Below are 26,984 nucleotides of genomic sequence, written 5' to 3' on the forward strand. Positions count from 1 at the left end.
AAAATGCTTAAAGGAAATAAATTATATAGTATTTTTAAGGGCAAATGTCCTGTTTGCCATACGGGCGATATGTATGTGGAGAAAAATCCTTACAAGATTTCCACCACGCTTGAAATGCACGAAAGGTGTCCACATTGCAATACTAAATTTAAGATTGAGCCGTCGTTTTTCTACGGCGCTATGTATGTAAGTTACGGCGTGGGGATTGCATTTGCGACCGCTGCGTTTACCATTTCGTACGGCATGTTAGAACTTGGATTAACGCCTACTTTCATAATAATCATAGCTACACTTATTGTATTTCTTCCAATAATTACCCGGATTTCACGCAATATTTGGATCAACTTTTTCTTCAAATACGATAAAAGCAAGGTGTAATTATTTGATAAATCTCTTTAAATCAATCTCTGGTGGAAGCGGTTTTTGAATTTCCAAAAAGTCAAACAAAAGCTGCGAAAGTAAAGGTGCCATGGAAAGTCCTCGAGTTCCCAGACCGTTTAAAAATGCCACATTATTGTGTTGCGGCAACCTACCTATAAGCGGTTTTCTATCTTTTACCGTAGGGCGCACTCCTGCAACTTGATTAACTATCTCATAACTACAATCAACCATCGTATCTAGCTTTTCTACAATTGTGTTTTGCGCTTTTTTAGTTGTGTTGGTATCTGTTTCATCACGCCCATAACTTGCTCCCACTTTATACAAATCGTCCCCTAAAGGAATCAACATCATCCCCCCTTTTAAAATTGCATCTAGCTTTAAATCGGCCGCTTTGATGATAATATATTCACCTTTGTTTGGGACAAATACCTTATCATTTTCGGGAGAAATTGAGAGCGGAAATAGCGGATTATGAATCACTCCCGAACCCTCAGCGAAAACGATTGTATTCGCTTCAATATTTTTATAATTAAGTTTTTCTTCGGAAATGTGTAGACTATTGTAATCAAATACTTCGGAAATGAGTTTTTTATTATCCTTCAGATATGTGCGATAGGATTTTATTAATTCTAACGGATTCAACTTTGAAGCTTCCTTTACTTTCCCCAATCCAAAAGGTGCTTTTATTGATGGATTTTCATTTTTTAAAATTTCTGAAGAAAGAAATCTGCTGAGTTCTTTTTTGTCACTCGCAACTATCCAATTATTTTGTTCTTCGATGTTATTTAAAATTCGGTAAACTGGATATTCTTGGATAATTTGTTTTGACAAACGGACTTCAATAGCTTTATAAAAAGGGAGTGCGGTGTCTAAAAATTGGGTTGCATTCCAAGCCGCTGTAAATCTTTTAAGCACCGTAGGGTTCAAAACTCCACCCGAAGTTGCAGTTGCTCCTTTTTGATTATCATCGATAACGACAAATGACTTATTGTGCTTTAGCAATGTTTCGGCGAACGCGATTCCCGCGATGCCCAAACCAACTATTATATAATCCAGATTTTTCACTTTGTAAAGATAGCTTAGTGAAGATGAAATTTAATTGCTTTCAGATATCACTTTTTTAATCGTTTAAAGCAAAAAAAAGACTGCCATTGCTGACAGTCTTTTTTTAAAGTTTCCGAAGAACTATTAGTAGTTCCAAAGGTCAATTTCAATATTCCTTATTTGTTCTTGGATACGGTCTGATTCCAATAACTGCATTAATGCGTTGTCATTGATGTACTCATTAACCTCTCTGTCTCCTTGAACGTTGTCTTCTTTATAAACCACACCGTGGAAACGACGTGAGTTTAATAAGTGATCATACGAAATAGGCTGTGATGTATTTTTACGGTTGAATGCTTTTGCTTTGTGCAAAACGTCTCTCGCTCCTGGAAAATATACCCAAAACAAGTCAACCTTAGCATCCATTCCTTCCTCATCTCCAAAAGCCTTAGAACGAGCTTCACCAGCAACAGGGCAAATACCCAATAATCTGTATTTTAACTCTCCTTGACGCTTGTCAATATACCAAATACCACGGATTTTCCATTGTTCAACATCTGCAGCATCTAATGTAAACTCACGAATATATTCGTCATCTACACGTCCTTCTGCGTTGAATTGATCAATACCATAATCTGTTGTATCTCTATATACTAAAGAAGCATCAAGATCATCCAAGGTTCGCTTTTCAGTAAAATATGAATCTGCATATACATCTTGAATATTACCGTTTTTCATGTTTTTTACTAGTACATCGTACAAAGAACGTCTTTCGCTACCTATATTGTTTGTATCAATAGGATAATACAAAGGAAAATTTACACGTTCGTCAAGATCGATAATTTCCCATGTGGATTTAGACCACAATACATCACGCTCATCCACGTAACCATAAGGTAATGCCTCATCGTTATCATACGCGATTTGATCCGGCGTTTTAACACCAATCTCATCAGGAGTCTTGGCGTTCAAGATATTGATTTGGGCATTTGCAGAAGCTACAGTCATAGTAACTGCAAAGGCACCTAAAATTACGTTTCTCAATTTCATATAATCTGTTTTAATCTTAGTTTGTTAACTCGATACAAATAGGAGAAATCTTCTTCAATTTATATCCGCTGTTTCCAGCAATGTTAGCGTTGATGTCAAAAATTTGAACTGTCTCTCCTCTTTTTGCTCTTCTAAGAGCACCAGATGCAGCACCGTCTAATTTTCTACCATTTACTTTAATCGTTGGTTGCCCCGATACTTTAAAACTAAACCCTGTTACATTAAGGTTCAAGTCAAAGTCAAAATCTTGTAATGCAGCACCAACACTTGATTTTTCAAGTCCTTCGCGTTGCATACGCACACAACCACCATCACCGTCTTCCCCACGAATGGTACCCGTAGGACGAGGAATATCCTTAATACGGAAAGTTGCAGCATCAGTAACTGTCCCTCCACCATTAGGTAATTTACCAGAAACATTAATAGTAACTTCTCTACCTGAACCAGGAGTCATTGTATATTTTGAACCTGAGCTTTTTGACAATCCAGCAGCACTAGCGCTAATATCTTTACTTTCAATACCTGCAAATGTAATTGTCATTGGGTTTGCAACCCCACGATATACAACATTCATCTTATCTGCAGCAATAGTAGCAGCGTTAGGCTTACTGATTGTAGTATATTTTTTATCAACTTTTACTTCAACATCTTCACCATCTTGCGGGTAAAATAAAGAACCTGTAATTGTATGATCTCCAACACCACCAGCACCCATTTTTAAGGCAAGTTTACCACCTTCAAATGTATATTGACTTTCACTAATTGGACGACCATCTATTTTTAACTCAACTCTTGAAGGTTTTGTAGAAGCATCAACTCTACCTAAAGAAAGAACACCGTCAAAAGTGTCACTTGTATAATAAGCACCCTTAGTTGTAGTCATTACAGTTTCGTAATTTTCTTCAATAGATGCCAATGACTTTAAGTTTCCAGAAAGTAATTTAGATAACAACTCGTTTTGAACTGTTTTAACGTCGTTTTGGATTTGTGTCATTTTGGTTAAAGAAGAAACCGATGGAAACCCAACAAAGTTATAAGAGATATAATCCTTCTTAACTCCTTCTCCATCTTCAATATCACTTGTATCAAAATCTCTCTTGATTTGATCTGCAATAGCTGGATTTGATGTTCCAATTAACGCAACCATACCATTACGGTATTTATCCATCTCAGCTTTAAATTGTTCTCCTTCAGGAGTTAATTTTCCACCTTTAAAGTACAACTCATCCAAAAATTGTGACTTATCCATTGCCTCATAATCTGTAGGATCTTTAACATCAGAAAGCAACAATTGTTTTTGCGATTCTACATAATTGTAGTACTCATCAGAAAGTGTTTGAGCTGAATTTGCAGTTGCTGCAGCATCTTTAAACTTTTCATTCTCGTTTGCTTTCTTAGATAAATCTGCTAAAGCTAAAGAGTTTTTTTGCTCATAACTCGTATTTGCACGACCTAATTTTTCGTTTATAGAACCAAAAGCCGATAGTACTTCTTTTGACATGTTCAATGCCAACATTGCGATGAAAACCAAATACATTAGGTTAATCATCTTTTGCCTTGGGGATAGTTTTCCTCCTGCCATTATCTTATAATTTTATAATTAATAAATGTTGAGAAAATTCCCTTAATTTCTGCTCATTGCTGAAAGCATACCTCCGTAAACTCCATTCAATGAAGAAAGGTTTGTAGTAAGGTGCTCCATTTGTGCTTTTAATTGCTCAGCGTTTTCAGCTACACGCTCGTTTGCCTCAGCTTGGCGGCTTGTAGATTCAACCTGTACTTTGTAAAGACTGTTCAATGATTCCATTTGTGCAGCTGCCATCGCCATTTCTTCACTGTACTTTTTAGTAGAGTTCATTGCCTCAGCAGTTGGTGCCATTCCTTTTGCAGCTCCTTCAAAAGACTTAATGCTCGTAGAGAGGCTATTCATTAGCTCGCTATCAATACGAGCGTCTTTTAACATTTCATCTAATTTTTTAGATAAAAGACCTTGCGCATCTTCTGGTTGCTTGTTAGCTTTTTTTCCGCTAACAGCACCACCAGCTAATTCTGGATACACTAAAGACCAATCTAAATCTTCATCAACTGGTTCAAATGCTGAAATTGCAAATACGATTGCCTCTGTTACAAGACCGATAATTAACATTTCATTTCCAAATTCCCAGTGCATAATTTTAAATAATGCTCCAATGATTACAATTGCGGCACCAAGACCGTATACCATGTTCATTAATTTCTTTCCAGTTTTTGACTGTGCCATAATAAGTGAGTTTTAAGTTTAGTAAGTATTTAAGTTTAAGTTTTAAGTAAGAGTTGACGTTTTTTTATCTCGCGTCACCGAAGTTTTCATTTAAAGTAACATCTGTACCCATGTAATCCTGAACAGTTCTAAAGCCAATATAGCTACGAGCAGAATCTGCATATTCATAATCACGAGTACTTACCTGTAAGAAGTAAGCGACGTCTTTCCAAGAACCACCACGAACAACTTTACGAGCATTTGTATCATCATTTACGTTAGGGTTCATTGTAGAAGTATATTCGTAAGAAGCAGGGTCATAAGAACTATCAACCCATTCTGCAACATTACCAGCCATATTATACAAATTATAGTCGTTAGGCTCGTAAGCATCTGCCTCAACCGTGTACAATGCTTGATCCGCGGCATAATCACCACGCAATGGCTTAAAGTTAGCTAAGAAACAGCCTCTGTCATTTTTAGTGTATGGCCCACCCCAAGGGAAATCTCCACCTTGAAGACCACCACGAGCAGCATATTCCCATTCAGCCTCAGCCGGCATACGGAATGAATTCACGTAGTTACGATTTCTTTTCTTTTGGTATCCATTTTTATATAATGTTCTCCAAGCACAAAAAGCTTTTGCTTGTTTCCAAGAAACCCCAACCACTGGATAATCACTATAAGCCTGGTGCCAGAAATAATCATTATGCATTGGCTCATTGTATGAATAATTAAAATCTTTAATCCAAACTGTAGTATCTGGATAAATATTCACTTCTTCTTTAATGATAAAATCTTTTCTTCTCTTCGTTTTATCTCTTGCTGCTTTTTGAATATCCATATACGTATATTGGAAATTCAATTTTGAGACATCAATAGTGCTTTGACCATTATAAGCCTCTTCAGCAGGAATGTACATACTGTCCATTACCTCTACATAATATTCATCTGGGTATTCTTGTTTGTCCCAAATAAGATCAATATCGTTATTGATTTTTCTACCCGCATAGAAATCATCTCCCATACCGTAGTAGTTATCTTCCATGTACTGGTCGTAAGGAGATTTTTCTTCTTCTGTATTATCAACAAAAGCAAAATCACCAATACTAGCTTCACCGTCTCCAGGAGTAGCACCCACCTCATCAGCAAGGATAGCAAGTTTTAATCTAATTGTAGAATCACGAACCCATTCTACCATTTGGCGGTACTCGGCATTCGTGATTTCAGTTTCGTCCATGTAGAAGGAACGAACTGTAACCGTTTTTGTAGGCGCATCTTGCACCGCTACAAAATCGTCACCAGATTTACCCATAATAAAGGCACCACCTGGAACTAAAGTCATACCATATGGTTTTTCTGGATACCATTTTTTCCCTTTTGCCCCAACAAGTTCCCCTCTATCTCCAGAGTTACAACTAGCCATAAAGGCAACAATCGCAGTTAATGCAATGAATTTTTTCATAGTATTAGGTTAAATTCTAAGATTCAAGGGCGTAAACCTATCATTATTATTTCAAAAAAACAAGCTTTTTTGAAAACCCTTGAAGCAAATTATTATAATTTAATTGATCAAACTTCATTCTTCCGTCTCGCTTTCAACCAGCGCTCAGGAATCTCTTGATTTGTTGCACCCAAATATTCGCCATAGGTGCAAGGTAATAACGTGTGGCTTTTTAATTTATTATCAATTTTTGAAATAAATGGTAATTCTATCCACCATCGTCCTGTTTTACTGCTTTTCTTGAATATTAAAATTTCGTCGTTTAACGGAACTTTATACGTCGTAAAGCAATTTTCATCGGTAAAATCATCATCTTTTACCCTAAAATTTACCCCTTCCACAATATACCAAAGCATTTGTGCTATCAACATTGCTCCGCTCCTATTTTTTTCAAAATCAGGAATTTCAAATAAACTAAAAGAGGTTGCCCTGTTACTTATACCAGCGTATCTCGCAATGGCACAAATTTCTCTTCCATCAAAGCCGTTTGGACTTTCAGCGTTAGAATAACCCAATTCGCTACTTTTTATTGCCGAAATGTCAAAACTTATTACATCGGCATTTCTCAAAATTGGCTCTACTTCTTTAATATCCGAAGTCACCTCACCCAAACGGTACGCATCAAAAAACAAATGATCCATCAATGCAATTTCTTGCGGCGGATTAAAATAAGACTGATAGCCCAACAGACTGTAATTGAATAAATTATAAGGCTTCTCAACAATAATTTTACCTACGTAGCTTTTGTTTGAAATGGCCGCATCTGCATCGCCCAAGTCAAACCGACTATCGACATTGACAATATTAATCATCTTTGCAAAATTGTCGTAAGCTCTATACTGTGCATACATAGCGTCTTGACTACCTCCGAGAATTATGGGAATAATATCTTTCTTTACAAGTGTTTCGGTAATCGTACGCAAAGCGAAATAACTATCCTCAACGGTCTCTCCTTTTTCAATATCACCAATATCTGCAATAGTATGCTTCCAATTTCCGGGATAGAGTGAGTAAAACGCTTTTCTAACCGCATCAAAATTTACTTCGGCACCCATAAAATTAACGTCGCGTCTATTTTCCTTTATTCCGAAAAGTGCAAACTTGACGTTCTGTAAATCAATTGAAATTTCCGAAGAACTATACACGAGTATTTCTTTACCCAAAGTACCAACGGGTAAAACTTCGCGATGTGCAATGACAGATTTTGAAACGGGGAAAAGGAATTCTTTCAAATTCTAAATAATCAATATTTAAGGTTAAATTTTAGATTAGTCAAACTTATGACTTATGTTTAATATATGTTACATTTTTGAAGAAAATAAAGCGCTTATTTTTTAACAAGAACTTTTTGAAAGCTATTTCTTTTTAGCCGCAGCTTTCTTTTTCGCAGGTGCTTTTTTCTTTGCAGGAGTCTTCTTCTTTGCGGCCGCCTTTTTCTTGGGCGCTTTCTTTGCTATGATTTCCTGTGCCTGTTCCAGCGTCATTTCTTCTGCCTTTGTGTCTTTTGGCAATTCTATTTTTGTCTTTCCTTTGAGCAGATTGTAACGGCCCCATCTTGCCTTTTCCAAACGAATACCTTCCTCTTCCCAGTTATGAATCAACTTGTCAATCTCCTTTTGCTTCTTTGTTTCAATCAATTCAACAATATCTGCATCGCTCAAGTTATCAAAATCGTACTTTTTATTTACGTTGACAAACATATTGTTCCACTTAATAAAAGGACCAAATCTTCCCGTTCCCTTTTGCACTGGTAAATTTTCGTATTCATAAATAGGCGCATCTGCTTTCTTCTTTTCCTCAATGAGTTCCTTTGCAAATTTCATATCCACATCTAATGGATCCATTCCTTTTGGTAACGAAACAAACATTTTATCAAGGCGCACATATGGGCCGTAGCGACCATTGTTTACCTCTACTTCAGCGCCGTCATAAATACCCAAAGTTTTAGGCAATTTAAACAAGTCAATTACCTCTTCAAAAGTGACCAAGTGCAATTGCTGGTCTGGTCTCAGACTTGCAAATTTTTTCTCTTCATCGTCCGGAGCACCTATTTGTGCCATGGGGCCAAATTTCCCCAAACGCACTAAAACTGTACGTCCACTTTCTGGGTCTTCGCCCAAGATTCGCTCGCCACTTTCACGGTCGGCGTTTTCTTTAACGTCCTCTACCTTAGGGTGAAATTTAGAATAGAAATCTTTCATCATCTTCTTCCATTCCATATTTCCATCAGCAATATCGTCAAAGCTCTGCTCTACTTTTGCTGTAAAATTGAAATCTAAAACAGATGAAAAATGCTCTACCAAAAAGTCATTTACAATCAACCCTATATCTGTTGGGACTAATTTTCCTTTGTCGCTCCCTACCATTTCAGTAAGGTTGTTGTCCTTAATATTATTTTCCTCGAGTGTCATTTGCAAATACGCGCGCTCTTTACCTTCAATAGTCCCTTTTTCAACGTAGTTACGGTTGATAATCGTAGAAATCGTAGGCGCGTAGGTAGACGGACGACCAATACCCAATTCTTCCAATTGTTTTACCAAAGAAGCTTCGGTAAATCGATATGGAGGTCTTGTAAAACGCTCCGTCGCGGTAATGTAAGTATTGTCGAGGGCGTCACCTTTCACAAGTCGTGGCAACATTCCATCCTGCTCTTCCTCTTCAAAGTCGGTTCCTTCGAGATATACTTTAAGGAAACCATCAAACTTTATCATCTCTCCATTCGCAGTAAACTGTTCCTTTAAAGGCTTTGAACCGTGAATCCCGATTTTTACATTGGTTCGTTCCAACTGCGCATCGCTCATTTGTGAAGCCAGTGTACGTTTCCAAATCAAATCATACAATCTCGCTTGGTCGCTATCCACATTTACGCTATGCTTAGACATATCCGTCGGTCTAATTGCCTCATGCGCTTCCTGTGCGTTTTTGGATTTTCCTTTATAGTTACGTGGCTTGCTATATTCGTCCCCGTATGATTTTTTAATTTCTTTTTCGGCTGCTGCCTTGGCGTCGTTTGATAAGTTGACGCTGTCCGTTCTCATATACGTGATCAAACCCGCCTCATATAAACGTTGCGCCATGGTCATGGTTTTACTTACCGAAAAGTATAATTTACGCGCCGCCTCTTGTTGCAAGGTCGAAGTTGTAAATGGAGCTGCAGGAGATTTTTTAGCTGGCTTTTTAACCAAATCTGCCACATCATAACTCGCTGCTATATTTCTATCCAAAAAGTCGCGCGCTTCCTTCTCTGTCTCAAAGTTCTTTGGCAACTTAGCTTTAAACTTAGCGCCATCGGTCGTTGTAAACTCGGCATCCACTCTATAGCTTGCTACTGCAGTAAATGCTTCGATTTCGCGTTCGCGTTCTACGATTAATCGCACAGCAACACTTTGCACACGTCCTGCCGAAAGCCCACCTTTTACCTTACGCCATAAAACAGGCGATAACTCATAACCCACTAAACGGTCCAAAACTCTACGAGCCTGTTGTGCATTCACTAAGTTGTAGTCAATTTTTCTGGGATTTTCAATAGCTTTTAAAATTGCCGTTTTTGTAATCTCATGAAAAACAATACGTTTTGTATTCTCATCTTTTAAATCTAGCTCCTCCGCCAAGTGCCAGGCAATGGCCTCACCCTCTCGGTCCTCATCACTCGCTAGCCATACCATATCAGCATTCTTCGCATCCTTTTTCAACTCTCGCACAAGTGCTTTCTTATCGCTTGACACTTGATAGTGAGGAGAAAAATCACCCTCCACATCTACTCCCAATTCCTTGGAAGGAAGATCTGCAATGTGTCCAAAACTTGACTTTACCATAAAATCTTTTCCAAGAAATTTTTCTATGGTCTTTGCCTTTGCCGGGGACTCTACAATCACTAAATTTTTTGCCATTTGATAGTTTTAAATATTGATTCCCTAAGAAATAGGAAACTCTGATTTGGGCTACAAAAGTATGTGAATTTTTTATTAAGAAAATTCACTCCTTAAATTTTAAGTTGAATTTAACGCTGTATCCCTTGATTTTACTACTATTTCAAAACGATGTATTTTTCATTCGCTTCGGAAATTTAACCCATTTAGTATCTTTTTGCTGTTGTTTGGGGATTGGGAATGGGAGAATTTGTTGTTTATATATAGGAGCGGTGTGAAAAAATCTTTTATATCATTCATAAATGAACTTTTGAGTTAACAATATCATTTAACAATTTTCAACTACCTTAGTGAGCATATTTCAGCAGAAAATATTGAATATCGTTTTTAAATAGCTCAAAAATGAACAATCACTTTCTTCCAAAAAAAATCACCACAAAAGCAACTTGGAAACAGCTACTTATAAGCGACAGCGAGTTTAGGCAAATAAAAAAGCTAGAGGCGCAGTTAAATAATAATGATTTCAGTAACGGAAAAAATCACGTCGCTTTATTTCACGGGCCGCCAGGAACAGGAAAAACACTTACGGCGAGTTTATTGGGCAAATACACAAACCGAGATGTCTATAGAATTGATTTGTCGCTTGTCGTATCAAAATACATAGGCGAAACAGAAAAGAACCTAGCCACCATTTTTGATAAATTTCAAGAAAAAGATGCCATTTTATTCTTTGATGAAGCTGATGCTATTTTCGGAAAACGCACTAACGTAAATGATGCGCACGACAGCTACGCAAATCAAGAAGTTTCTTATTTGATGCAAAGAACCGAAAACCATCCAGGATTGGTGATTATCTCAATCTCCCGTTTAAAAAATTCCACCGAAACTTTTAAAAAATCTTTTTCAACCATCATTGAGTTCAAGCCCCTTTCTCCTAGCCAGCGGTACGTTTTACGGTTTAAAAATTATTTTAGAAAGTTTTAAAAAGCGAAATATTTTACATCATTTCACACTTTTTTGACATTTGAAAACGCTATAATCAACTGCTATCCCGTAGGTTTGAACCATTAAAACATACCGATTTGAAAACCCTACCATTTATCGTAATTACATTCGCTACATTATTCATTTCCTGCAAAGGACAAACTCCAACAGACCAAGAAAAAATTGCTGATACCTCGTTCAGCTTGGGCAAAGTAGTTTCAGAAATGGATTCAAGTATTTGGCAAATATTTCAAGACTCAAAGGACAATTATTGGTTTGGCAGCAATGGAAGTGGAGTCTATTTTTTTGATGGAAAACAACTCATAAATTATACTACAAAAGATGGTTTGGCTGGAAATCAAATTCGAGTAATAGAGGAAGACGAGTTTGGAAACATATTTATTCAAGCTGCCGCAATCACTAAATTTGATGGCGAAAAATTTACCACTTTGATACCTAAAATCCCTGCATCACCAATGAGCGATTCCTTAGAAAATGAATGGAAATTTTCTCCAACCGATTTGTGGTTTAATCTAGATGGTGAGGTGTATAGATATGACGGCGAAGCGTTGATAAAATTAAAACTTTCGGAGAAAGATTTAGAAAAAACCTTTTCAAATGGCGTAGATGGGTTACCATTCAAAAACCAAAATAGTAGTCCGTATTCGGTTTTCGGGATTGACAAAGACAAAGATGGCAATATATGGCTGGGTACTGCTCAGGCCGGGGCTTTCCGCTATGACAATGAAGCTTTTTTGTGGTTCCCAGAGCAAGAACTTTCAACACTCGAAGATGGTCGCGTGCCAGGCGTTCGTTCTATGATTCAAGATAAAAATGGGTACTATTGGTTGAGTAATTTCATTAGCAAATACAAAGTAAATGAAGATGGAACTGGATACGAAAAACTGCAAGGAATCGCCAAAAAAAGTGGGTATTTTAAAGACCGTCTTCCTTATTTCAATTCAGGACTTGTAGATAACTTCGGAAATTTGTGGATGACAACATATACGGGCGGTGTTTGGAAATACGACGGTACAACGCTTTCAAATTATCCCATCGTTAATGGTGGCCAAGAAGCACTATTGATTAGTATTTACAGTGATAATGACAATATTTTGTGGATAGGTACAGATAATGCCGGCGTATATAAATTTAACGGAAAGAATTTTGAAAAATTTGAGCCATTTAAAAAGTGAGTAATTCTGCAATACGGACTCGCAAAATTTATTTAAACAATATCAAAAAGATTAAAACACCTACTATTTCCGAAGACATTTAGAGATCTAAACTTTTCATAAAGGTTGTAACATTATTTTCTGAGCCTTTTTAATTCCTCTAATTTTGTTAATCGAATTAAAAGAAGAACCATGAACTTACTTAAAATTTTTACCGTAACTGTCATTTTGGTTACGCTCCAATCGTGTGCAACAAAGCAAGCTACCACCACACTATGGGTAAGCGGAAGCAAAGTTGAATGTGATGCTGGCGCTGGCAAAATACAATGTCTCCAAATACACAAAGGCGAAAATATAGACAATCCCAAATGGGAAAATTTCTATTCAACAATCGAGGGTTTTACTTTTGAAAAAGGCTTTCTTAAAAAGATAGAAGTCAAAGAAGAACAAGTAAAAAATCCCCCAGCCGATGCTTCATCAATTAAATATACTTTAGTCAAAGAACTTAAAAAGCAAGTAGATTTTAAAGCTCAAATAGATGGAAAATGGAGATTAGCTCGCTTGAATGGCAACCCCATCAATAGAATGGTGAAACTCCCAGAGATGCTTATAAAAAGTAATGAAATGCAAGTGAGCGGAACGGGTGGTTGTAACAATTATTCGGGGGAAATCAAGAAATTAACCTCAACTTCGATTGAGCTTGGCCCAATTATAAGTACTAAAATGGCATGTATCAATGAAAATATAGAGCAGGAATATTTTGAAGCACTTAACACCGTAAGCACGTATAAAATAGAGAAAAACGAGCTTTCTTTTTTAAACAGCGAAGGCAACGAAGCGTTATTCTTTATTCCAGCAAATTAAATTGAGCATTTCAAATAAAAAAACCTCTTTGTCACTATTAACAAATAATGGCAAAGAGGTTTTTTGTTTTTAATATTTCGGCTTTGCCTACTTATGGGCTAGCTTGTTTTAAAACTTTTCTAACTGAGAAGGTACTGCATCACTAGCATCATCATCAAAACCCACCGTATCTTTATATGCATAATACATAGGGATGTACGCAAACATTGCGGTAAAAAACACACCCACGAAGCAAGCAATTATCCCTGCATACGAAATTAGTCCACCAAGAATAAGCAGTCCAAAAAGAGGCAACCAATATTTATTGCCTAGTTTAAAAGATGCGCTCAAGTTTTCTTTAACGGTCAATTCAGGATTGAAAGCAAATATTACGAGCGACATGCTCAAAGGAACAATCACATATAAAAGAGGCAAATAACAAGCTAATGCCGCCACTAGCGCAATACCCATAGATGCAAGTGAAAGCACAAACAGTTTTTTAAAACTTGCCTTTTGTAGATATACAAAATAACCTCCTGTTTCATTGTGGGTTCCCAAATCTGCTTTTTTACATACCTGATAAAAATGCGCCGAAATAGCAATAGAAAGTGTTTGCATAATGGCACCCACAATCAAGACCAAAAGAAACAACCCAATAAACGATGGTATCATTGCGGGGTCAAAACCTTCACTAGCATTATAGGTATCAAAACCTCCCGCAGCATTAGTTGCAAAAGCATTTACTCCAACGACCAAAAACATTCCAATATAAAATATAAGAATTACAGGGATAGAAATTGCCATCAATAATAACAAATGGACAAAGCCCTCGACCCATACTTTTTTAAAAAGGTCAAAACTTTTACTCAACACATCCCCAAAATCAAAGGAAGTGGATTGCTCAATTTTCGATAATAGTCTTTGGTACATAGTTTTTTGGTTTAGGTTAATGATAAGCTAATATAAGAAATTCATTTCTGCCACAATGGCAGAACGTATAAATAATTCTTATCTTTGCACGCTAATTGACCACCACCTTGGTAAGCCGGTTATACAAATGCTTATGGAAAAGATTATTGACGAAACGAAACAAGGAAATTCTCTTGTAATTGAAGCTAAAAAAGACAATAAACGCAAACTCTTTATTGAGAGTTATGGCTGTGCAATGAATTTTAGCGACAGCGAAATCGTCGCTTCCATACTTTCTGAGCAAGGTTTTAACACCACAAATATTCTTGAAGAAGCAGATTTGGTTTTAGTGAACACCTGCTCTATTCGTGATAAGGCAGAGCAAACCGTTCGCAAACGTCTTGAAAAATACAACGCTGTTAAAAGAGACATCAATCCAAAGATGAAAGTGGGCGTCCTCGGCTGCATGGCTGAACGTTTAAAGGAGAAATTTTTAGACGAAGAAAAAATTGTGGATATGGTCGTTGGTCCAGATGCCTATAAAGACCTCCCTAATCTCCTTGCCGAAGTTGAAGCTGGAAACGATGCAGTCAATGTAATTCTCTCAAAAGAAGAAACCTATGGCGATGTTTCGCCAGTGCGATTGAACACGAATGGCATTAACGCACTTGTGAGCATTACGAGAGGGTGCGATAATATGTGTACGTTTTGCGTAGTCCCTTTCACTCGTGGACGTGAGCGAAGTAGAGACCCGCAGAGTATTTTGGATGAAATTCAAGATTTAGCAAACAAAAATTATAAAGAAATTACATTGCTAGGTCAAAACGTAGATAGCTATGTTTGGTATGGCGGCGGACTCAAAAAAGATTTTAAAAATGCTACCGAAATGGAAAAAGCAACCGCTACTTCCTTCGCGCAGTTATTGGACATGGTGGCTACGGCACAACCACAAATGCGCATTCGGTTTTCCACAAGCAATCCGCAGGATATGACGGAGGATGTATTTCACGTTATGGCAAAGCACGATAACATTTGCAATCACATCCATTTGCCCGTTCAAAGTGGAAGTAATCGCATTTTGAAAGAAATGAACCGCCAGCACACAACAGAAGAATACCTCGAACTCATAGAAAAAATAAGAAAAATTTTACCCAACTGTACCATTTCTCAAGATATGATTACAGGATTTCCTACTGAAACGGAACAAGACCACAAGGACACCCTCGCATTGATGGAAAAAGTACGTTATGTTTTTGGATACATGTACAAATACAGCGAACGCCCAGGCACTATGGCTGCTCGTAAATTTAAAGACGACGTACCCGAAGAAGTAAAGAAAAGAAGATTGATGGAAATCGTTGACGTGCAAAGAAAACACAGTGCCGAAATCACTAAAAGTTTTATTGGCAAAACGACCGAAGTACTAATCGAAAAAGAATCAAAAAAGAATCCAGATGAATGGAGCGGCCGCAACGAGCAAAGTATTGTTGTAGTCTTTCCAAAAGGAAATCACAAAGCGGGCGATTTTGTAAAAGTAAAAATCAATGGTTGCACAAGTGCGACGTTGATTGGAGAAGCAGTAGCCATCTAACCCCCGAAGGGTAAAATGTTGAGAAATTATTAGTGTTAAATTATAAAAAAATTCACTTGCAAACATGTTACCATGAGTTTATTAAATAATATATACTTAAAATTGAAAATGAAGAAAAATACAATTATTTATTTAGCACTACTGTTAATTATATCCATGTCATGTTCAGAAGACGATACAACTGAACAAAACATGGAAGATGATGAGCAAGAAATTGTGCTTCAAAAAACAAAAACAATAATATCCACTTCTGATGGTGTTCAAGATGAATATATTTATTACTACAATGAATTAGGCAATATAAAGAAAAGTTCAAGTCACTCAGTTGGAGTAAATGAAGAAGATGATAACTATGCAATAAATATTTATGATTCCCAACAGAATTTATTACGTGAAGAGCTTTTTTTTCCAAATGGCGATTTCGACAGAAATCTTAGAGAATATACCTACAATAATCAACAACAGTTGATAAGCATGAAAGATTATGGAGATCAAACAACAAACCCGAAAACAACAACATTTACATATTCTGAAAATAGAGTAGATTTTGTTGAATCAATTTCAAATAGGAGTGGTTATTTTATTTTTGATAGTCTTGGTAGAATCATAGAATCTATGGCAGACAAAAATGGTATTGGTCAATTTCGTTATAATTATTACACCTATGAAAACAATCAAATTAAATCTATAACGTACCTTGACACTACATATACCTACAGTACAAATGAAATAGAGAATCCTCTCTTTAATAATTTTGTTACTAATCCTATTCAATATTTAATAGTTTATCATTATATCTACGATATTGATTTTAATACTGACAGAGCATTTAGCGCTAACTTAATTGCTAACATCGATGCAAACTATCAGGGTTCGAGCTATAATTTTGAACAAAGCAACTACCAATACAACGAAAACAATTACCCAATTTTTTGTAGTTTCAATAGATCAGATGATTTACAAATTACTACCGAATATAGTTATAGATAACAAATTTGAACTTTATTAAAGAATCACAAATAACATAACAGTACCTTCGATATCAGTTTCGATTTCGATTTCAAATCATTTAAATATGGAAAGCGTACAAGCAACAAAACAGCGATTTGGAATTATAGGGGACGACCCTAAACTCAACCGCGCTATAGAAAAATCTATCCAAGTTGCCCCTACTGATATTTCGGTATTGGTGACTGGGGAAAGTGGTGTGGGAAAGGAAAGTATTCCACGAATCATCCATGCGCTTTCACACAGAAAACACGGTAAATACATTGCCGTAAACTGCGGCGCCATTCCCGAAGGTACCATTGACAGTGAACTTTTTGGACATGAAAAAGGTTCGTTTACAGGAGCAACCGCAACTCGCAGCGGCTATTTTGAAGTTGCAGATGGCGGAACTATTTTCCTCGATGAAGTAGGCGAACTACCACTCCCCACACAAGTACGCCTTTTGCGTGTTTTGGAAAATGGAGAGTTTCTAAAAGTAGGTTCATCAAAAATTCAAAAAACAGATGTTCGCATTGTCGCGGCGACAAATGTAAAAATGGTTGAGGCAATCGAAAAAGGGAAATTTAGAGAAGACCTTTATTATCGTTTGAGCACAGTTGACATTAACTTGCCACCACTTCGCGAACGTGCTGATGACATTCATTTATTGTTTAGAAAATTTGCTTCAGACTTTGCTCAGAAATACAAAATGCCAACCGTTCGTTTGGATGAAAGTGCCGTAAGTTTACTATTGCAATATCGCTGGAGCGGAAATATTAGACAATTAAGAAATGTCGCCGAGCAAATAAGCGTATTAGAACAACAACGCGAAATAAACAGTGCCAAATTGAGACAGTATCTACCCAATATGAGCAGCAACCTTCCTGCTGTAATCGGTACTAAAAAGTCTGAAGGAGATTTCAGCAACGAAAGAGAAATATTGTATAAAGTATTGTTCGATATGCAACGGGATGTCAACGACCTTAAAAAACTAACGCTAGAGCTAATGAACAATGGCAATGCCAGCAAAGTGAAAGAAGAAAACAGTTCGTTGATTAAAAAAATATACAGTGAAGACCAAAACCACGAAGAGGAATTAGCCGCGTATGTAGATGAAGATTACAATAACGACCGCTCGCATGATATTGAGGTGGTTGAAGTCCCAACAAAACAAATGGACCAAAGAAAAGGAAATTACGATTTCGCTGAAGAAATAGAGGAAGAAGAAAACCTTTCGCTTCAAGAAAAAGAATTGGAGCTTATCAAAAAATCCTTAGAAAAATACGATGGCAAACGCAAAGACGCCGCAGATGAGTTAGGAATTTCAGAAAGAACTTTGTACCGCAAGATTAAACAATATAACTTGTAACCCTTATGAATGTATTTCTCAAAATAGCTTTCTTTGCAATTTTCACGCTAACCACATTTCAAAGTTGTGGCGTTTATTCGTTTACGGGAGCTGATATTGACTACAGTAAAACCAAAACATTTCAAGTTAATTACTTTCAAAACAATGCTCAAATTATTGAGCCCGGGATTGCAAGAACATTTACGCAACAATTACAAGAAATACTTTTAAATCAAACAAGTCTGGACCTTGTAACCAGTAATGGCGACCTTACCTACGAAGGAGAAATTACAGAATTTTACACCGCACCCATCACTGCAACATCACAAAATACAGCAGCTCAAAACAGATTGACCATTTCTATAAATGTTCGCTTTTTTAACCGAAACGACGAAGAAAAAGCTTTCGAGCAGCGGTTTTCATTTTATAAAGATTATCCGGGGCAACAGTTATTATCAGGTTCGGCATTGGACGATGTGGTAAACGAAATCTTTGAACGTATCACACAGGATATTTTTAACAAATCACTCGCAAACTGGTAAAACCCGTGAATACAAAAACGTACACATCATTGTTGTTAAATCCCAGCCAAATTAAGGCTGAGGATTTAAACGCCCTCAATAATGTCGTGGATAAATATCCTTATTTTCAAAGTGCGCGCGCCTTGTTGCTCAAAGGTTTAAAAACCGAGGGGAGTTTTAGGTACAACGACACCCTTAAAGTAACCGCTGCACACACCACCAATAGGGACATTCTCTTTAGTTATATTACTTCCGAAATTTTTGAACAGAATGAAATTTCGAGACAGGTTTTACAGCACGATGCGGCTGCAAACGATATTGAAGTAGTGTTAGAAGATGTTTCAAAATCGGTGAGTTTGGAGCTAGACAAAAATATGAAAGTGGAGCTTCAAAAAGCTGAAGCAATCTTAGACCCTTCCCTATTTGAAAGAAAAGCCGTTGATGTAAAACAACTTTTAGATTTACAGGAACTACGAACAAGAGCTTCGGAAATTTTAAAGGGGAAAGAAAAAGGTGCTGAACCTCCTAAAAAGGTGGCGAATTCTAACAGCCAAAATGTTTCCGAAGAAAAAGAATTTTCAGAAATACAAGAAGTCGAAAAGAGGAAAGAGGAAAGAAATACTAGGGTCAAATCAAATGATGTTGCTTCTGCATTTGAAATTTTCGAAGAGAAAAAGAATGATGAAAAAATTGAAATCGATGCTCCTTTAGATTTCAAAAAAGAAGACACACACTCTTTTAGCGAATGGTTAAAGTTAACGCAGGCAAAACCCATTGAACGTTCTGCGGAAAAAATTGATACTGAAACAAATATTTCCGAAGAAAAAAATAAAGAAAAAGAGGTCGAAACCGAGGATGAAGAGAAGTTGCGTAAGTTTCAATTGATTGAAAAGTTTATCCAAGAACGGCCAAAAATAATTCCCAACGAAAAAACGAGCCTTCAAAAAAACACTTCGACGCCTTATGTTGAATCGTCAAACTCCTTGATGACAGAGACTTTAGCGAAGGTTTACTTGCAACAAAAAAATTATAAAAAGGCAATCCAAGCATATAAAATATTAATTTTGAAAAATCCCGAAAAAAGTGGTTTCTTTGCAGACCAAATTCGAGCAGTAGAAAAACTGATAAATAAAGAAGAATCATGAGTACGTTTACAATATTTTTAGTCTTGATCATTTTCGTAGCATTTTTGCTAATAGTAGTCATTATGGTACAAAACCCTAAGGGTGGCGGATTATCATCGTCTTTTGGAGGTGGTGGAACTCAGCAATTGGGTGGTGTTCAAAAAACAACCGACTTTCTTGACAAGAGCACATGGACTTTGGGAGGTCTTTTATTAGTACTTATCCTTCTTTCAAGCATACCATTAGTTGGTAGCATGGATGCGGTACAATCAACTGCGCAGGACACAGAAGCAATTGATGTAACAGCTCCTACCCCTGCAGCTAATGATGTTATTACAACAGATCCAGAAACTGACGGAGGGAACTAACAATATTTTACTTTTTATAAATCAAAATGCCAGCTTAATGACAAGCTGGCATTTTTTTTTGGTACAATTTATAATGTGTCATATTTTAGGAATTGGCATACTTTCTGCCTAATAAGAAGCAGACTAATTAATTTTAATAACAATAGATTTCCGCTCTCGCGGAAATTTTAAAACAAATTCTAAGATGGCATTAAAAATTCAACCTCTTTCAGACAGAGTAGTCGTAGAGCCCCAAGCGGCCGAAACGAAAACCGCATCTGGATTATACATACCAGATAGCGCAAAAGAAAAACCACAACAAGGCAAAGTTGCCGCAGTGGGCGCAGGAAAAAAAGACCACAAAATGACTGTTAAGGTCGGCGATACCGTATTGTATGGCAAATATTCAGGTAGTGAATTAAAATTTGATGGCAAGGATTATTTGATAATGCGTGAGGATGATATCCTAGCGATTATTTAATTTTTAAAGAAATCTAAAAATTAACAATGTCTGGTTGAGCGCCCGCCAGAATGAAATTTTATTTCGTGCTGGCAGTCGAAACCTACATTGAACGCTAAAATTTAAATAAATTAACAAATTAGATTCCCATTTTTTGGGAATGACTAAAATAAAATTAGAAATGGCAAAAGATATAAAATTTGATATTGAAGCACGTGACGGTATTAAGCGCGGTGTTGATGCATTAGCGAACGCAGTAAAAGTAACGCTAGGCCCAAGAGGACGTAATGTAATTATAAGCAAATCTTTTGGAGCTCCCGTAGTAACAAAAGACGGTGTGAGCGTAGCAAAAGAAATTGAATTAGAAGACCCACTTGAAAATATGGGAGCTCAAATGGTGAAAGAAGTAGCAAGTAAAACAAATGATCTTGCTGGTGATGGTACTACAACTGCAACGGTGCTTGCGCAAGCAATCGTAAAAGAGGGATTGAAAAATGTAGCTGCGGGTGCAAATCCAATGGATCTTAAAAGAGGAATAGACAAAGCTGTTGAAGCCATTGTAAAAGATTTAGAGAAACAAGCTACAAAAGTGGGCAACTCTAGCGAAATGATTAAGCAGGTAGCTGCTATTTCATCAAACAACGATGAGCAAATTGGTGAGTTAATTGCCAAGGCTTTCGGAAAAGTAGGTAAAGAAGGAGTTATCACCGTGGAAGAGGCTAAAGGAACAGAAACATATGTGGATGTTGTGGAAGGAATGCAATTTGACCGTGGATTTTTATCACCTTATTTCGTGACCGATAGTGAGAAAATGCAGACCGAACTAGAAAACCCAATGATTCTTCTATATGATAAGAAAATTTCAGCAATGAAAGATTTGATGCCTATACTTGAGCCAGTGGCACAACAAGGAAAATCTCTATTGATTATTGCAGAAGATGTGGATGGTGAAGCATTAGCGACACTTGTTATCAATAAAATGAGAGGTTCATTAAAAATTGCCGCAGTAAAAGCGCCAGGTTTTGGTGACCGTAGAAAAGCAATGTTAGAAGATATTGCAGTTTTAACAGGCGGAACGGTAATCAGCGAAGAAAGAGGATTTACGCTGGAAAACGCTACTATCGATATGTTAGGTACTGCTGAAACGGTAACACTTGACAAAGACAATACTACAATTGTAAATGGTGCTGGTAAAAAAGCTGATATCCAATCACGCGTAGGTCAAATTAAAGCCCAAATTGAATCTACAACAAGTGACTACGACAAAGAAAAATTGCAAGAACGTCTGGCTAAATTAGCTGGTGGAGTTGCGGTTTTATATGTTGGTGCTGCTAGTGAAGTTGAAATGAAAGAAAAGAAAGACCGTGTTGATGATGCACTACACGCAACAAGAGCTGCTGTTGAAGAAGGTATCGTAGCTGGTGGTGGTGTTGCTTTAGTACGCGCTAAAAGCGTTTTGAGTAAAATTACAACGGACCATTTAGACGAAACTACTGGTATCCAAATTGTAGCAAGAGCTATTGAAGCTCCATTGCGCACAATTGTTGAGAATGCTGGTGGTGAAGGTAGCGTTGTGGTAAGTAAAGTACTCGAAGGAAAGAAAAACTTTGGATACGATGCTAAAACTGAAAAATACGTAGATATGCTAAAAGCGGGAATCATTGACCCTAAAAAAGTAACACGTATCGCACTTGAAAATGCAGCGTCTGTAGCAGGAATGATTTTGACTACTGAATGTGCACTGATTGACATTAAAGAAGATACACCTTCTATGCCAATGGGCGGCGGAGGAATGCCTGGAATGATGTAAATTTTGAAGTGATATTGAATAAAAATTCCGCATTTTTTCTTACGAAATAATGCGGAATTTTTATTTTAGCTACATCTTTTCTATGCTAAATATGCTTTACAAGCTTTGATACATTTTCTGCAAGCCTCAGCGCAATCTTGACAATGTTTATGGTCGTGTTTTTCACAAGTCGCAAGACAATCTTCACATACTGAAATACAATATTCTACTAATCCATTTACATTTTTGTAATTCGTGGCAAGAATTTGACTTAATGAACTGCAGACTTCTGCGCATACTCTATCGGTTCGAATGCAGTCGCGCATCATAGCTACATTATCTTCATCGAGACATGCGTCTGCGCAATAATTACAATAGTTGATACAGCTTCCCAAAGCTGAAATAAGGTCTGAATTTCTCATAATTTTTGTTTTGATTTAAGATAAGAAATATCGTCAAAAATCAATCTCAACAAAAAGCTAAAGTATAAGTGCGAATTCTTAAAATAAAGTCAATTTTCATTTTTCGGACCAAAAATACGGAACAAACTAACTCCCACAAGCGTTAGCACTACGGGCCAAATAACAAACAAATCTGTTCGCATTACATCTGCGCCACCATCTGGTTGATATGATAGCCACTGTTGCATATAATACTCCCAAACAATAGCTGCGATAATTACCGCTACTGTAATAATATAAAGTAATATTTTAGGTGATAATCTCATAGCTTAAAAATACGAAAACCATCCGCAAGACGAATGGTTTTCTTTTATAGTTTGTTGTAAAATATGCACCTAGTGCATGAACAACGGGAAGTTCTATTTCGTGAACTTCAATATCAAATTACTTCTTTTTTGAAGCAGTCTGAGTACTCTTAGCAGGAGCCTTTTTAGGAGCTGGTTTTGCTTGAGGTTTACCGTTTGACTTTTGTGTTGCCATAGTAAAAATTGTTTAAAAATTTGAAAATTAAAACATCGCCTAGCGAGTTTTAAAATGAGAAGTTCTATTTCACGAACTTCACTTCAGATTACTTCTTTTTTGAAGCAGTCTGAGAACCTTTAGCAGGAGCTTTTTTAGGAGCTGGTTTTGCTTGTGGTTTCCCGTTTGACTTTTGTGTTGCCATAATATTGTTTGCTTTAAAAGACACTGTAAATATATATCTGAAATATTCATTATTATTCTCTTCTTAACTATGTTTTAACTAAAACAAATGTGTTAAATTTTTTCGAAAAAATCCTGCTCAACGCAACTATACAAAGACCTCAGCAAATTCAGCGTGTTTGAAAAATTTCAACAAAAAGAACATAAAAAAAACCGCTAATCGAGTAGCGGCTTTTTTTAAAATTGAAATTTTAATTTCACATTATTGATGTTCTTTTTGAACTTTTTCATCTCTATAAAGACAGCAAGGATGAACACTATTATAAGCTTCATTTGTTGCCTTAATTTCCTTGCTATCGTGACCTACATCTGCAACATTTTGCTGAATCGTTTCCAAATCTGTTTTACGCTCGTCATAAATGAGACTCAACTCTTTGGTCTCTAAATTCCAAACGGCACTTTTAACACCTTTCGTTTTTATACTTGCGGTTTCAATGCGCTTTTTGCACATACCACAAACACCGTCAACCCAAACGGTAGAACGTGCATTTTTATCCTGAGCGTAAAGTGTTGCTCCCATAAATAGTACTGTACAGATAATCAATATTTTTTTCATATTTTTTTTATTTTATTGTTATTTCTGAAATGTGACTTCCATACAATCATCGTAATAAAAGCACATTCCTGCCCACCAAGGTACGACAGGCGGGTCCGAAGTTAAAAATTTAATTTATTTTATATCTAAGTCCAGCATAAAAGTTACTACCAAATATAGGACCGTACACGAAGGTAGTATCAAAATTTGAACCAAAAGGATTTTCAGCATCAATTATAGGGGTTTCTTGCGTCTCATTTGTTAGGTTCTCAGCACCTGCATAGATTTCAAACTTTGTTGAAAAAACTCTAGTAATCTGTGCATTCAACGTCCCAATCGAAGGCGAATATTCTGGCAATCTAAACTCCTCCGGATTTCCCGCGGTGGAAGAGTAGCGTTGTTCGCCCAACCAATTGTAGGTTGCATCAAATTTCCAATGTTGCCCTTTACTTTGTACAGCAGTCTCGTACCCTAAATTCGCAAAAATACGGTGACTAGGCGTTAAAGGCCGTTCCAGTTTTCCCGAATTATAATCTGTTTGAACGTCATAATATTTATAGGCTGTTCTCAAGTCAAGACGCTCTGCAAGGGTGTAATTTAGTTCCATTTGAAAGCTATTGGCAAAGCTCTCTCCATCCAAGTTATAGAACCTAATTTGGTTAACGTCTTCCCAATCCACCACTACTTGATTTTGAAAATCCGTTCGATAAAAATCAAACGTTACATCTCCTTTTTGTCCAAATAGATTAAATCCTTGTAAAAATGATATTCCATAATTCCATGCAATTTCAGGATCAAGACCATAAATCTCTCCACCGTTATTGACAATTGAGATAGTCCTACTCGTAGAAAACAACCCTAAATTTTCAGTAAATATATTGGCACTTCTTTTCCCCCTACCCACAGAACCACGAAGTGCTGCTTTATCCCAAGGCGTATATCGCACGTGCAATCTAGGGGTTATAAAGGTTCCTAATAAATTGTGAGTATCAGCTCTAAGTCCTGCTGTCAAAGTTAAATCCTCTAAATCATCATACGAATACTCAAAAAATGCACCAACCGACTGTTCCACTCTATCAAACTCAGTAGTCTCCACAAGCTCCTGATAGTCATCATAGGTTGCGCTCAATCCCGTTTTAAACTTATGGCGAGAATCGCTAATTATGGAACTAAACAAAGCATTTGCATATAAACTGCTGTGCTCTATGTTATAATCACGCAATCCAAAATACGACTCCTGTTTGTGATTGCTATACGCAACCTGCAAGCCCATACTTTGATAAGGGATTTCTGGAAAAACATACCCTAACTTTGCTGTCGCTCCATATTTTTCAGTAGCGATTTCACCACCCCAAAAGGTGGTTCCATTTTTATCTCTTTCTGGCACAAAACCCGTCTGCCCTATTTGCTTATCATCTTTCAAATAATTAAAATTGATAAAACTTACCAATCCCGTTTCAGGATTTGCGTATTGCCAGCGGTTCATCACATTTATCTGTTCCATTAATGGCGCATCGAGAAATCCATCATCATTTCTATCATTTTTCTTTCCTCGGAAATTTCTATGCGCATACACCCCCGTACTCCATTTGTCACTTACCTTTTCGTTATAGTGGGCGTTCAATTCAAGTCTACCATTTAAGGCTTCGTAAGCATTTACAAAAATATGGTCATCTGTTGAGGGTTTTACGAGTTCTGCATTTATCTGCCCGCCAATGCTTTCAAAACCATTGACAACACTCCCCGCTCCTTTTGTAATTTGAATACTCTCCACCCAAGTACCTGGAATAAAACTCAAACCAAAAGCTTGCCCAGCACCACGAATTGATGGAATATTTTCCGTAGTGATTAATGTGTACGGACTTGTCAATCCTAACATTTTTATCTGTCGCGTTCCAGTGATTGCATCGGCAAAATTTACATCTATGGAAGGATTTGTTTCAAAACTTTCGCTCAAATTACAGCACGCGGCTTTCAACAACTCTGCGCTACTAACATTGATAACGTTTTCGGCCTTAAGAAAAGAACGTGACGTTGCTTGATTTCTAGACTTAATAACCACCTCATCCAGCGTTCCTTTTGATTGCATTACATGGCGTACCTTTTTAGGACCAGAAATCGTCAAAGTATCGGTTTCAAAACCAACATAACTGATAATCAATTTTGAATATTCTTCCTTATAAGGAAGCGAAAACAACCCATCAAAATCAGTCACCGTGCCCACGCCAGCGTCTAACCAATAAACATTGACACTTGGCAACGGTACTTCTTTATTATCTTGAATTCCAAGAACAATCCCTTCAACTTTTTCCTGCGATAAGCCAATAAATGGCAATATCAATACTATATATAAAAGCTTCTTCATTATAAATAGATTTTAGAAAGCATAATGATTGCCATCACAATCATTATCGTATTTTCAATAAATGTAGCTTCGGTCATGGGCAATTTTAAAACCGTCCCAAGACACGCACATTGAATTGTTTTTTTACTCATTAAAGAGCGCGTAACTCCTATCGTGGTAATTCCAAGAATCACTATTGTTACTAACAGAACAATGGGAATCCCAATACGACTTAAGAATAAAAACCCTAAAACCAATTCAATATACGGATAGACTTTCCCGTAAGCAGGAAGTGCCTTTGCCAGCGGGTCATACATACTAAAAGATTGTGCAAAACCATTAAGGTCAAAAAATTTAAAAAGACTAAAAATGAAGAAAAATACCCCCATAAAGTCTAGCATCACTTCGGAAATATTAAATCTATTATAATTGAGTGCCGCTGTTATGAGAATGATACAACCAAAAATTAAAAACAAAGGTTTTAACTGTTGAAGTTTTGTTAGGTTTTCTCCTTCGGAAGTTTTAAAAATATTTTGTTTTTCTGAAATTTCTGGGTTGCCAGAATGCATTTTTGAAGTTTCGGAAATGGTATATTTTGCAGGTAACGCGTTGCTGAATGTTTTTGTATCGATGTGTTGTTTCATAGAAATTTCGGCTTTGCCATTTTCTAAATCCACTTGAACACTATCGACACCATCAACAGCCAACAAATTTTTCTCGACGGAAGCCTTGCAACCATTGCAGGTCATTCCTGTTATGTTATAACTGTGTTTCATG

Annotated in this window: 25 protein-coding genes; 12 read left to right on the forward strand and 13 right to left on the reverse strand. The window is 36.8% G+C overall.

Annotation, left to right across the window (positions count from 1 at the left end; genetic code table 11):
• Nucleotides 1-3 precede the first annotated feature (3 nt).
• Entirely contained in the window at nucleotides 4-378 is a 375-nt protein-coding gene (locus ACSHW7_RS00155) for a DUF983 domain-containing protein (protein WP_435677292.1), read from the forward strand.
• Here ACSHW7_RS00155 and ACSHW7_RS00160 read toward each other — a convergent pair whose 3' ends face one another.
• From ACSHW7_RS00160 to topA, 7 genes are all read right to left on the reverse strand, one after another.
• Nucleotides 379-1,446: an NAD(P)/FAD-dependent oxidoreductase gene (locus ACSHW7_RS00160; RefSeq protein WP_435677293.1), complete on the reverse strand. Its 1,068-nt coding sequence runs from the start codon at nucleotides 1,444-1,446 to the stop codon at nucleotides 379-381.
• A 123-nt stretch (nucleotides 1,447-1,569) separates the two neighbouring features.
• Complete coding sequence (gene gldN / locus ACSHW7_RS00165; RefSeq protein WP_435677294.1) at nucleotides 1,570-2,475, reverse strand: gliding motility protein GldN; 906 nt, start codon at nucleotides 2,473-2,475, stop codon at nucleotides 1,570-1,572.
• 16 nt (nucleotides 2,476-2,491) lie between these two features.
• Complete coding sequence (gene gldM / locus ACSHW7_RS00170) at nucleotides 2,492-4,057, reverse strand: gliding motility protein GldM (RefSeq protein ID WP_435677295.1); 1,566 nt, start codon at nucleotides 4,055-4,057, stop codon at nucleotides 2,492-2,494.
• Between the two features lie 42 nt (nucleotides 4,058-4,099).
• Nucleotides 4,100-4,735 (reverse strand): gliding motility protein GldL, encoded by a 636-nt coding sequence (gene gldL, locus ACSHW7_RS00175; RefSeq protein ID WP_435677296.1) that lies wholly within the window; start codon nucleotides 4,733-4,735, stop codon nucleotides 4,100-4,102.
• Between the two features lie 64 nt (nucleotides 4,736-4,799).
• The gene (gldK, locus tag ACSHW7_RS00180; RefSeq protein WP_435677297.1) at nucleotides 4,800-6,179 is read right to left on the reverse strand and encodes a gliding motility lipoprotein GldK; all 1,380 of its coding nucleotides are present in this window, start codon (nucleotides 6,177-6,179) and stop codon (nucleotides 4,800-4,802) included.
• Nucleotides 6,180-6,286: 107 nt separating this feature from the next.
• Nucleotides 6,287-7,450 (reverse strand): formimidoylglutamase, encoded by a 1,164-nt coding sequence (locus ACSHW7_RS00185; protein WP_435677298.1) that lies wholly within the window; start codon nucleotides 7,448-7,450, stop codon nucleotides 6,287-6,289.
• 123 nt (nucleotides 7,451-7,573) lie between these two features.
• Entirely contained in the window at nucleotides 7,574-10,108 is a 2,535-nt protein-coding gene (topA, locus tag ACSHW7_RS00190) for a type I DNA topoisomerase (RefSeq protein ID WP_435677299.1), read from the reverse strand.
• Between the two features lie 381 nt (nucleotides 10,109-10,489).
• Between topA and ACSHW7_RS00195 the strand changes: the two genes are divergently transcribed.
• From ACSHW7_RS00195 to ACSHW7_RS00205, 3 genes are all read left to right on the forward strand, one after another.
• Nucleotides 10,490-11,071 carry an ATP-binding protein gene (locus tag ACSHW7_RS00195; RefSeq protein ID WP_435677300.1) on the forward strand — a complete coding sequence of 194 codons (582 nt, stop codon included), beginning with the start codon at nucleotides 10,490-10,492 and terminating at the stop codon, nucleotides 11,069-11,071.
• Nucleotides 11,072-11,169: 98 nt separating this feature from the next.
• Complete coding sequence (locus tag ACSHW7_RS00200; protein WP_435677301.1) at nucleotides 11,170-12,267, forward strand: ligand-binding sensor domain-containing protein; 1,098 nt, start codon at nucleotides 11,170-11,172, stop codon at nucleotides 12,265-12,267.
• A 171-nt stretch (nucleotides 12,268-12,438) separates the two neighbouring features.
• The gene (locus tag ACSHW7_RS00205) at nucleotides 12,439-13,110 is read left to right on the forward strand and encodes a DUF4377 domain-containing protein (RefSeq protein ID WP_435677302.1); all 672 of its coding nucleotides are present in this window, start codon (nucleotides 12,439-12,441) and stop codon (nucleotides 13,108-13,110) included.
• A gap of 108 nt (nucleotides 13,111-13,218) precedes the next feature.
• Here the strand turns inward: ACSHW7_RS00205 and ACSHW7_RS00210 are convergent, their stop codons facing one another.
• Nucleotides 13,219-14,019, reverse strand: coding sequence for a hypothetical protein (locus ACSHW7_RS00210; protein WP_435677303.1), 801 nt, complete (start codon nucleotides 14,017-14,019; stop codon nucleotides 13,219-13,221).
• Between the two features lie 133 nt (nucleotides 14,020-14,152).
• Here ACSHW7_RS00210 and miaB point away from each other — a divergent pair, with 133 nt between their 5' ends.
• The 8 genes from miaB (at nucleotide 14,153) to groL (ending at nucleotide 22,186) form a co-directional block, all read left to right on the forward strand.
• Complete coding sequence (gene miaB / locus ACSHW7_RS00215; protein ID WP_435678243.1) at nucleotides 14,153-15,589, forward strand: tRNA (N6-isopentenyl adenosine(37)-C2)-methylthiotransferase MiaB; 1,437 nt, start codon at nucleotides 14,153-14,155, stop codon at nucleotides 15,587-15,589.
• Between the two features lie 156 nt (nucleotides 15,590-15,745).
• A complete protein-coding gene (locus tag ACSHW7_RS00220; RefSeq protein WP_435677304.1) occupies nucleotides 15,746-16,579 on the forward strand; it encodes a hypothetical protein in 834 nt (277 codons plus the stop codon).
• Between the two features lie 85 nt (nucleotides 16,580-16,664).
• Complete coding sequence (locus tag ACSHW7_RS00225) at nucleotides 16,665-17,945, forward strand: sigma-54 interaction domain-containing protein (protein WP_435677305.1); 1,281 nt, start codon at nucleotides 16,665-16,667, stop codon at nucleotides 17,943-17,945.
• A gap of 5 nt (nucleotides 17,946-17,950) precedes the next feature.
• Nucleotides 17,951-18,466, forward strand: a complete 516-nt coding sequence (locus ACSHW7_RS00230; protein ID WP_435677306.1) for an LptE family protein — start codon at nucleotides 17,951-17,953, stop codon at nucleotides 18,464-18,466.
• A 5-nt stretch (nucleotides 18,467-18,471) separates the two neighbouring features.
• Nucleotides 18,472-19,590, forward strand: coding sequence for a hypothetical protein (locus ACSHW7_RS00235; protein ID WP_435677307.1), 1,119 nt, complete (start codon nucleotides 18,472-18,474; stop codon nucleotides 19,588-19,590).
• Complete coding sequence (secG, locus tag ACSHW7_RS00240) at nucleotides 19,587-19,937, forward strand: preprotein translocase subunit SecG (RefSeq protein ID WP_435677308.1); 351 nt, start codon at nucleotides 19,587-19,589, stop codon at nucleotides 19,935-19,937. The genes ACSHW7_RS00235 and secG overlap by 4 nt, the downstream gene beginning before the upstream one ends.
• Before the next feature lie 184 nt (nucleotides 19,938-20,121).
• Nucleotides 20,122-20,397, forward strand: a complete 276-nt coding sequence (locus ACSHW7_RS00245) for a co-chaperone GroES (RefSeq protein WP_435677309.1) — start codon at nucleotides 20,122-20,124, stop codon at nucleotides 20,395-20,397.
• A 160-nt stretch (nucleotides 20,398-20,557) separates the two neighbouring features.
• Nucleotides 20,558-22,186 carry a chaperonin GroEL gene (gene groL, locus ACSHW7_RS00250; protein ID WP_435677310.1) on the forward strand — a complete coding sequence of 543 codons (1,629 nt, stop codon included), beginning with the start codon at nucleotides 20,558-20,560 and terminating at the stop codon, nucleotides 22,184-22,186.
• Nucleotides 22,187-22,266: 80 nt separating this feature from the next.
• On the opposite strand, the gene ACSHW7_RS00255 is transcribed toward groL, so the two are convergent.
• The 5 genes from ACSHW7_RS00255 to ACSHW7_RS00275 form a co-directional block, all read right to left on the reverse strand.
• Nucleotides 22,267-22,587, reverse strand: coding sequence for a four-helix bundle copper-binding protein (locus ACSHW7_RS00255; protein WP_435677311.1), 321 nt, complete (start codon nucleotides 22,585-22,587; stop codon nucleotides 22,267-22,269).
• A gap of 89 nt (nucleotides 22,588-22,676) precedes the next feature.
• Entirely contained in the window at nucleotides 22,677-22,892 is a 216-nt protein-coding gene (locus tag ACSHW7_RS00260; RefSeq protein WP_435677312.1) for a hypothetical protein, read from the reverse strand.
• Nucleotides 22,893-23,530: 638 nt separating this feature from the next.
• Nucleotides 23,531-23,884, reverse strand: coding sequence for a heavy-metal-associated domain-containing protein (locus ACSHW7_RS00265; protein ID WP_435677313.1), 354 nt, complete (start codon nucleotides 23,882-23,884; stop codon nucleotides 23,531-23,533).
• Nucleotides 23,885-23,993: 109 nt separating this feature from the next.
• A complete protein-coding gene (locus ACSHW7_RS00270; RefSeq protein WP_435677314.1) occupies nucleotides 23,994-26,228 on the reverse strand; it encodes a TonB-dependent receptor domain-containing protein in 2,235 nt (744 codons plus the stop codon).
• Complete coding sequence (locus ACSHW7_RS00275; RefSeq protein ID WP_435677315.1) at nucleotides 26,228-26,983, reverse strand: heavy-metal-associated domain-containing protein; 756 nt, start codon at nucleotides 26,981-26,983, stop codon at nucleotides 26,228-26,230. Before ACSHW7_RS00275 ends, ACSHW7_RS00270 begins: the two co-directional genes overlap by 1 nt.
• Nucleotide 26,984: the final 1 nt, after the last annotated feature.

It is taken from the genome of Patiriisocius sp., from assembly GCF_051252435.1.
Taxonomy (GTDB): Bacteria; Bacteroidota; Bacteroidia; order Flavobacteriales; family Flavobacteriaceae; genus Patiriisocius.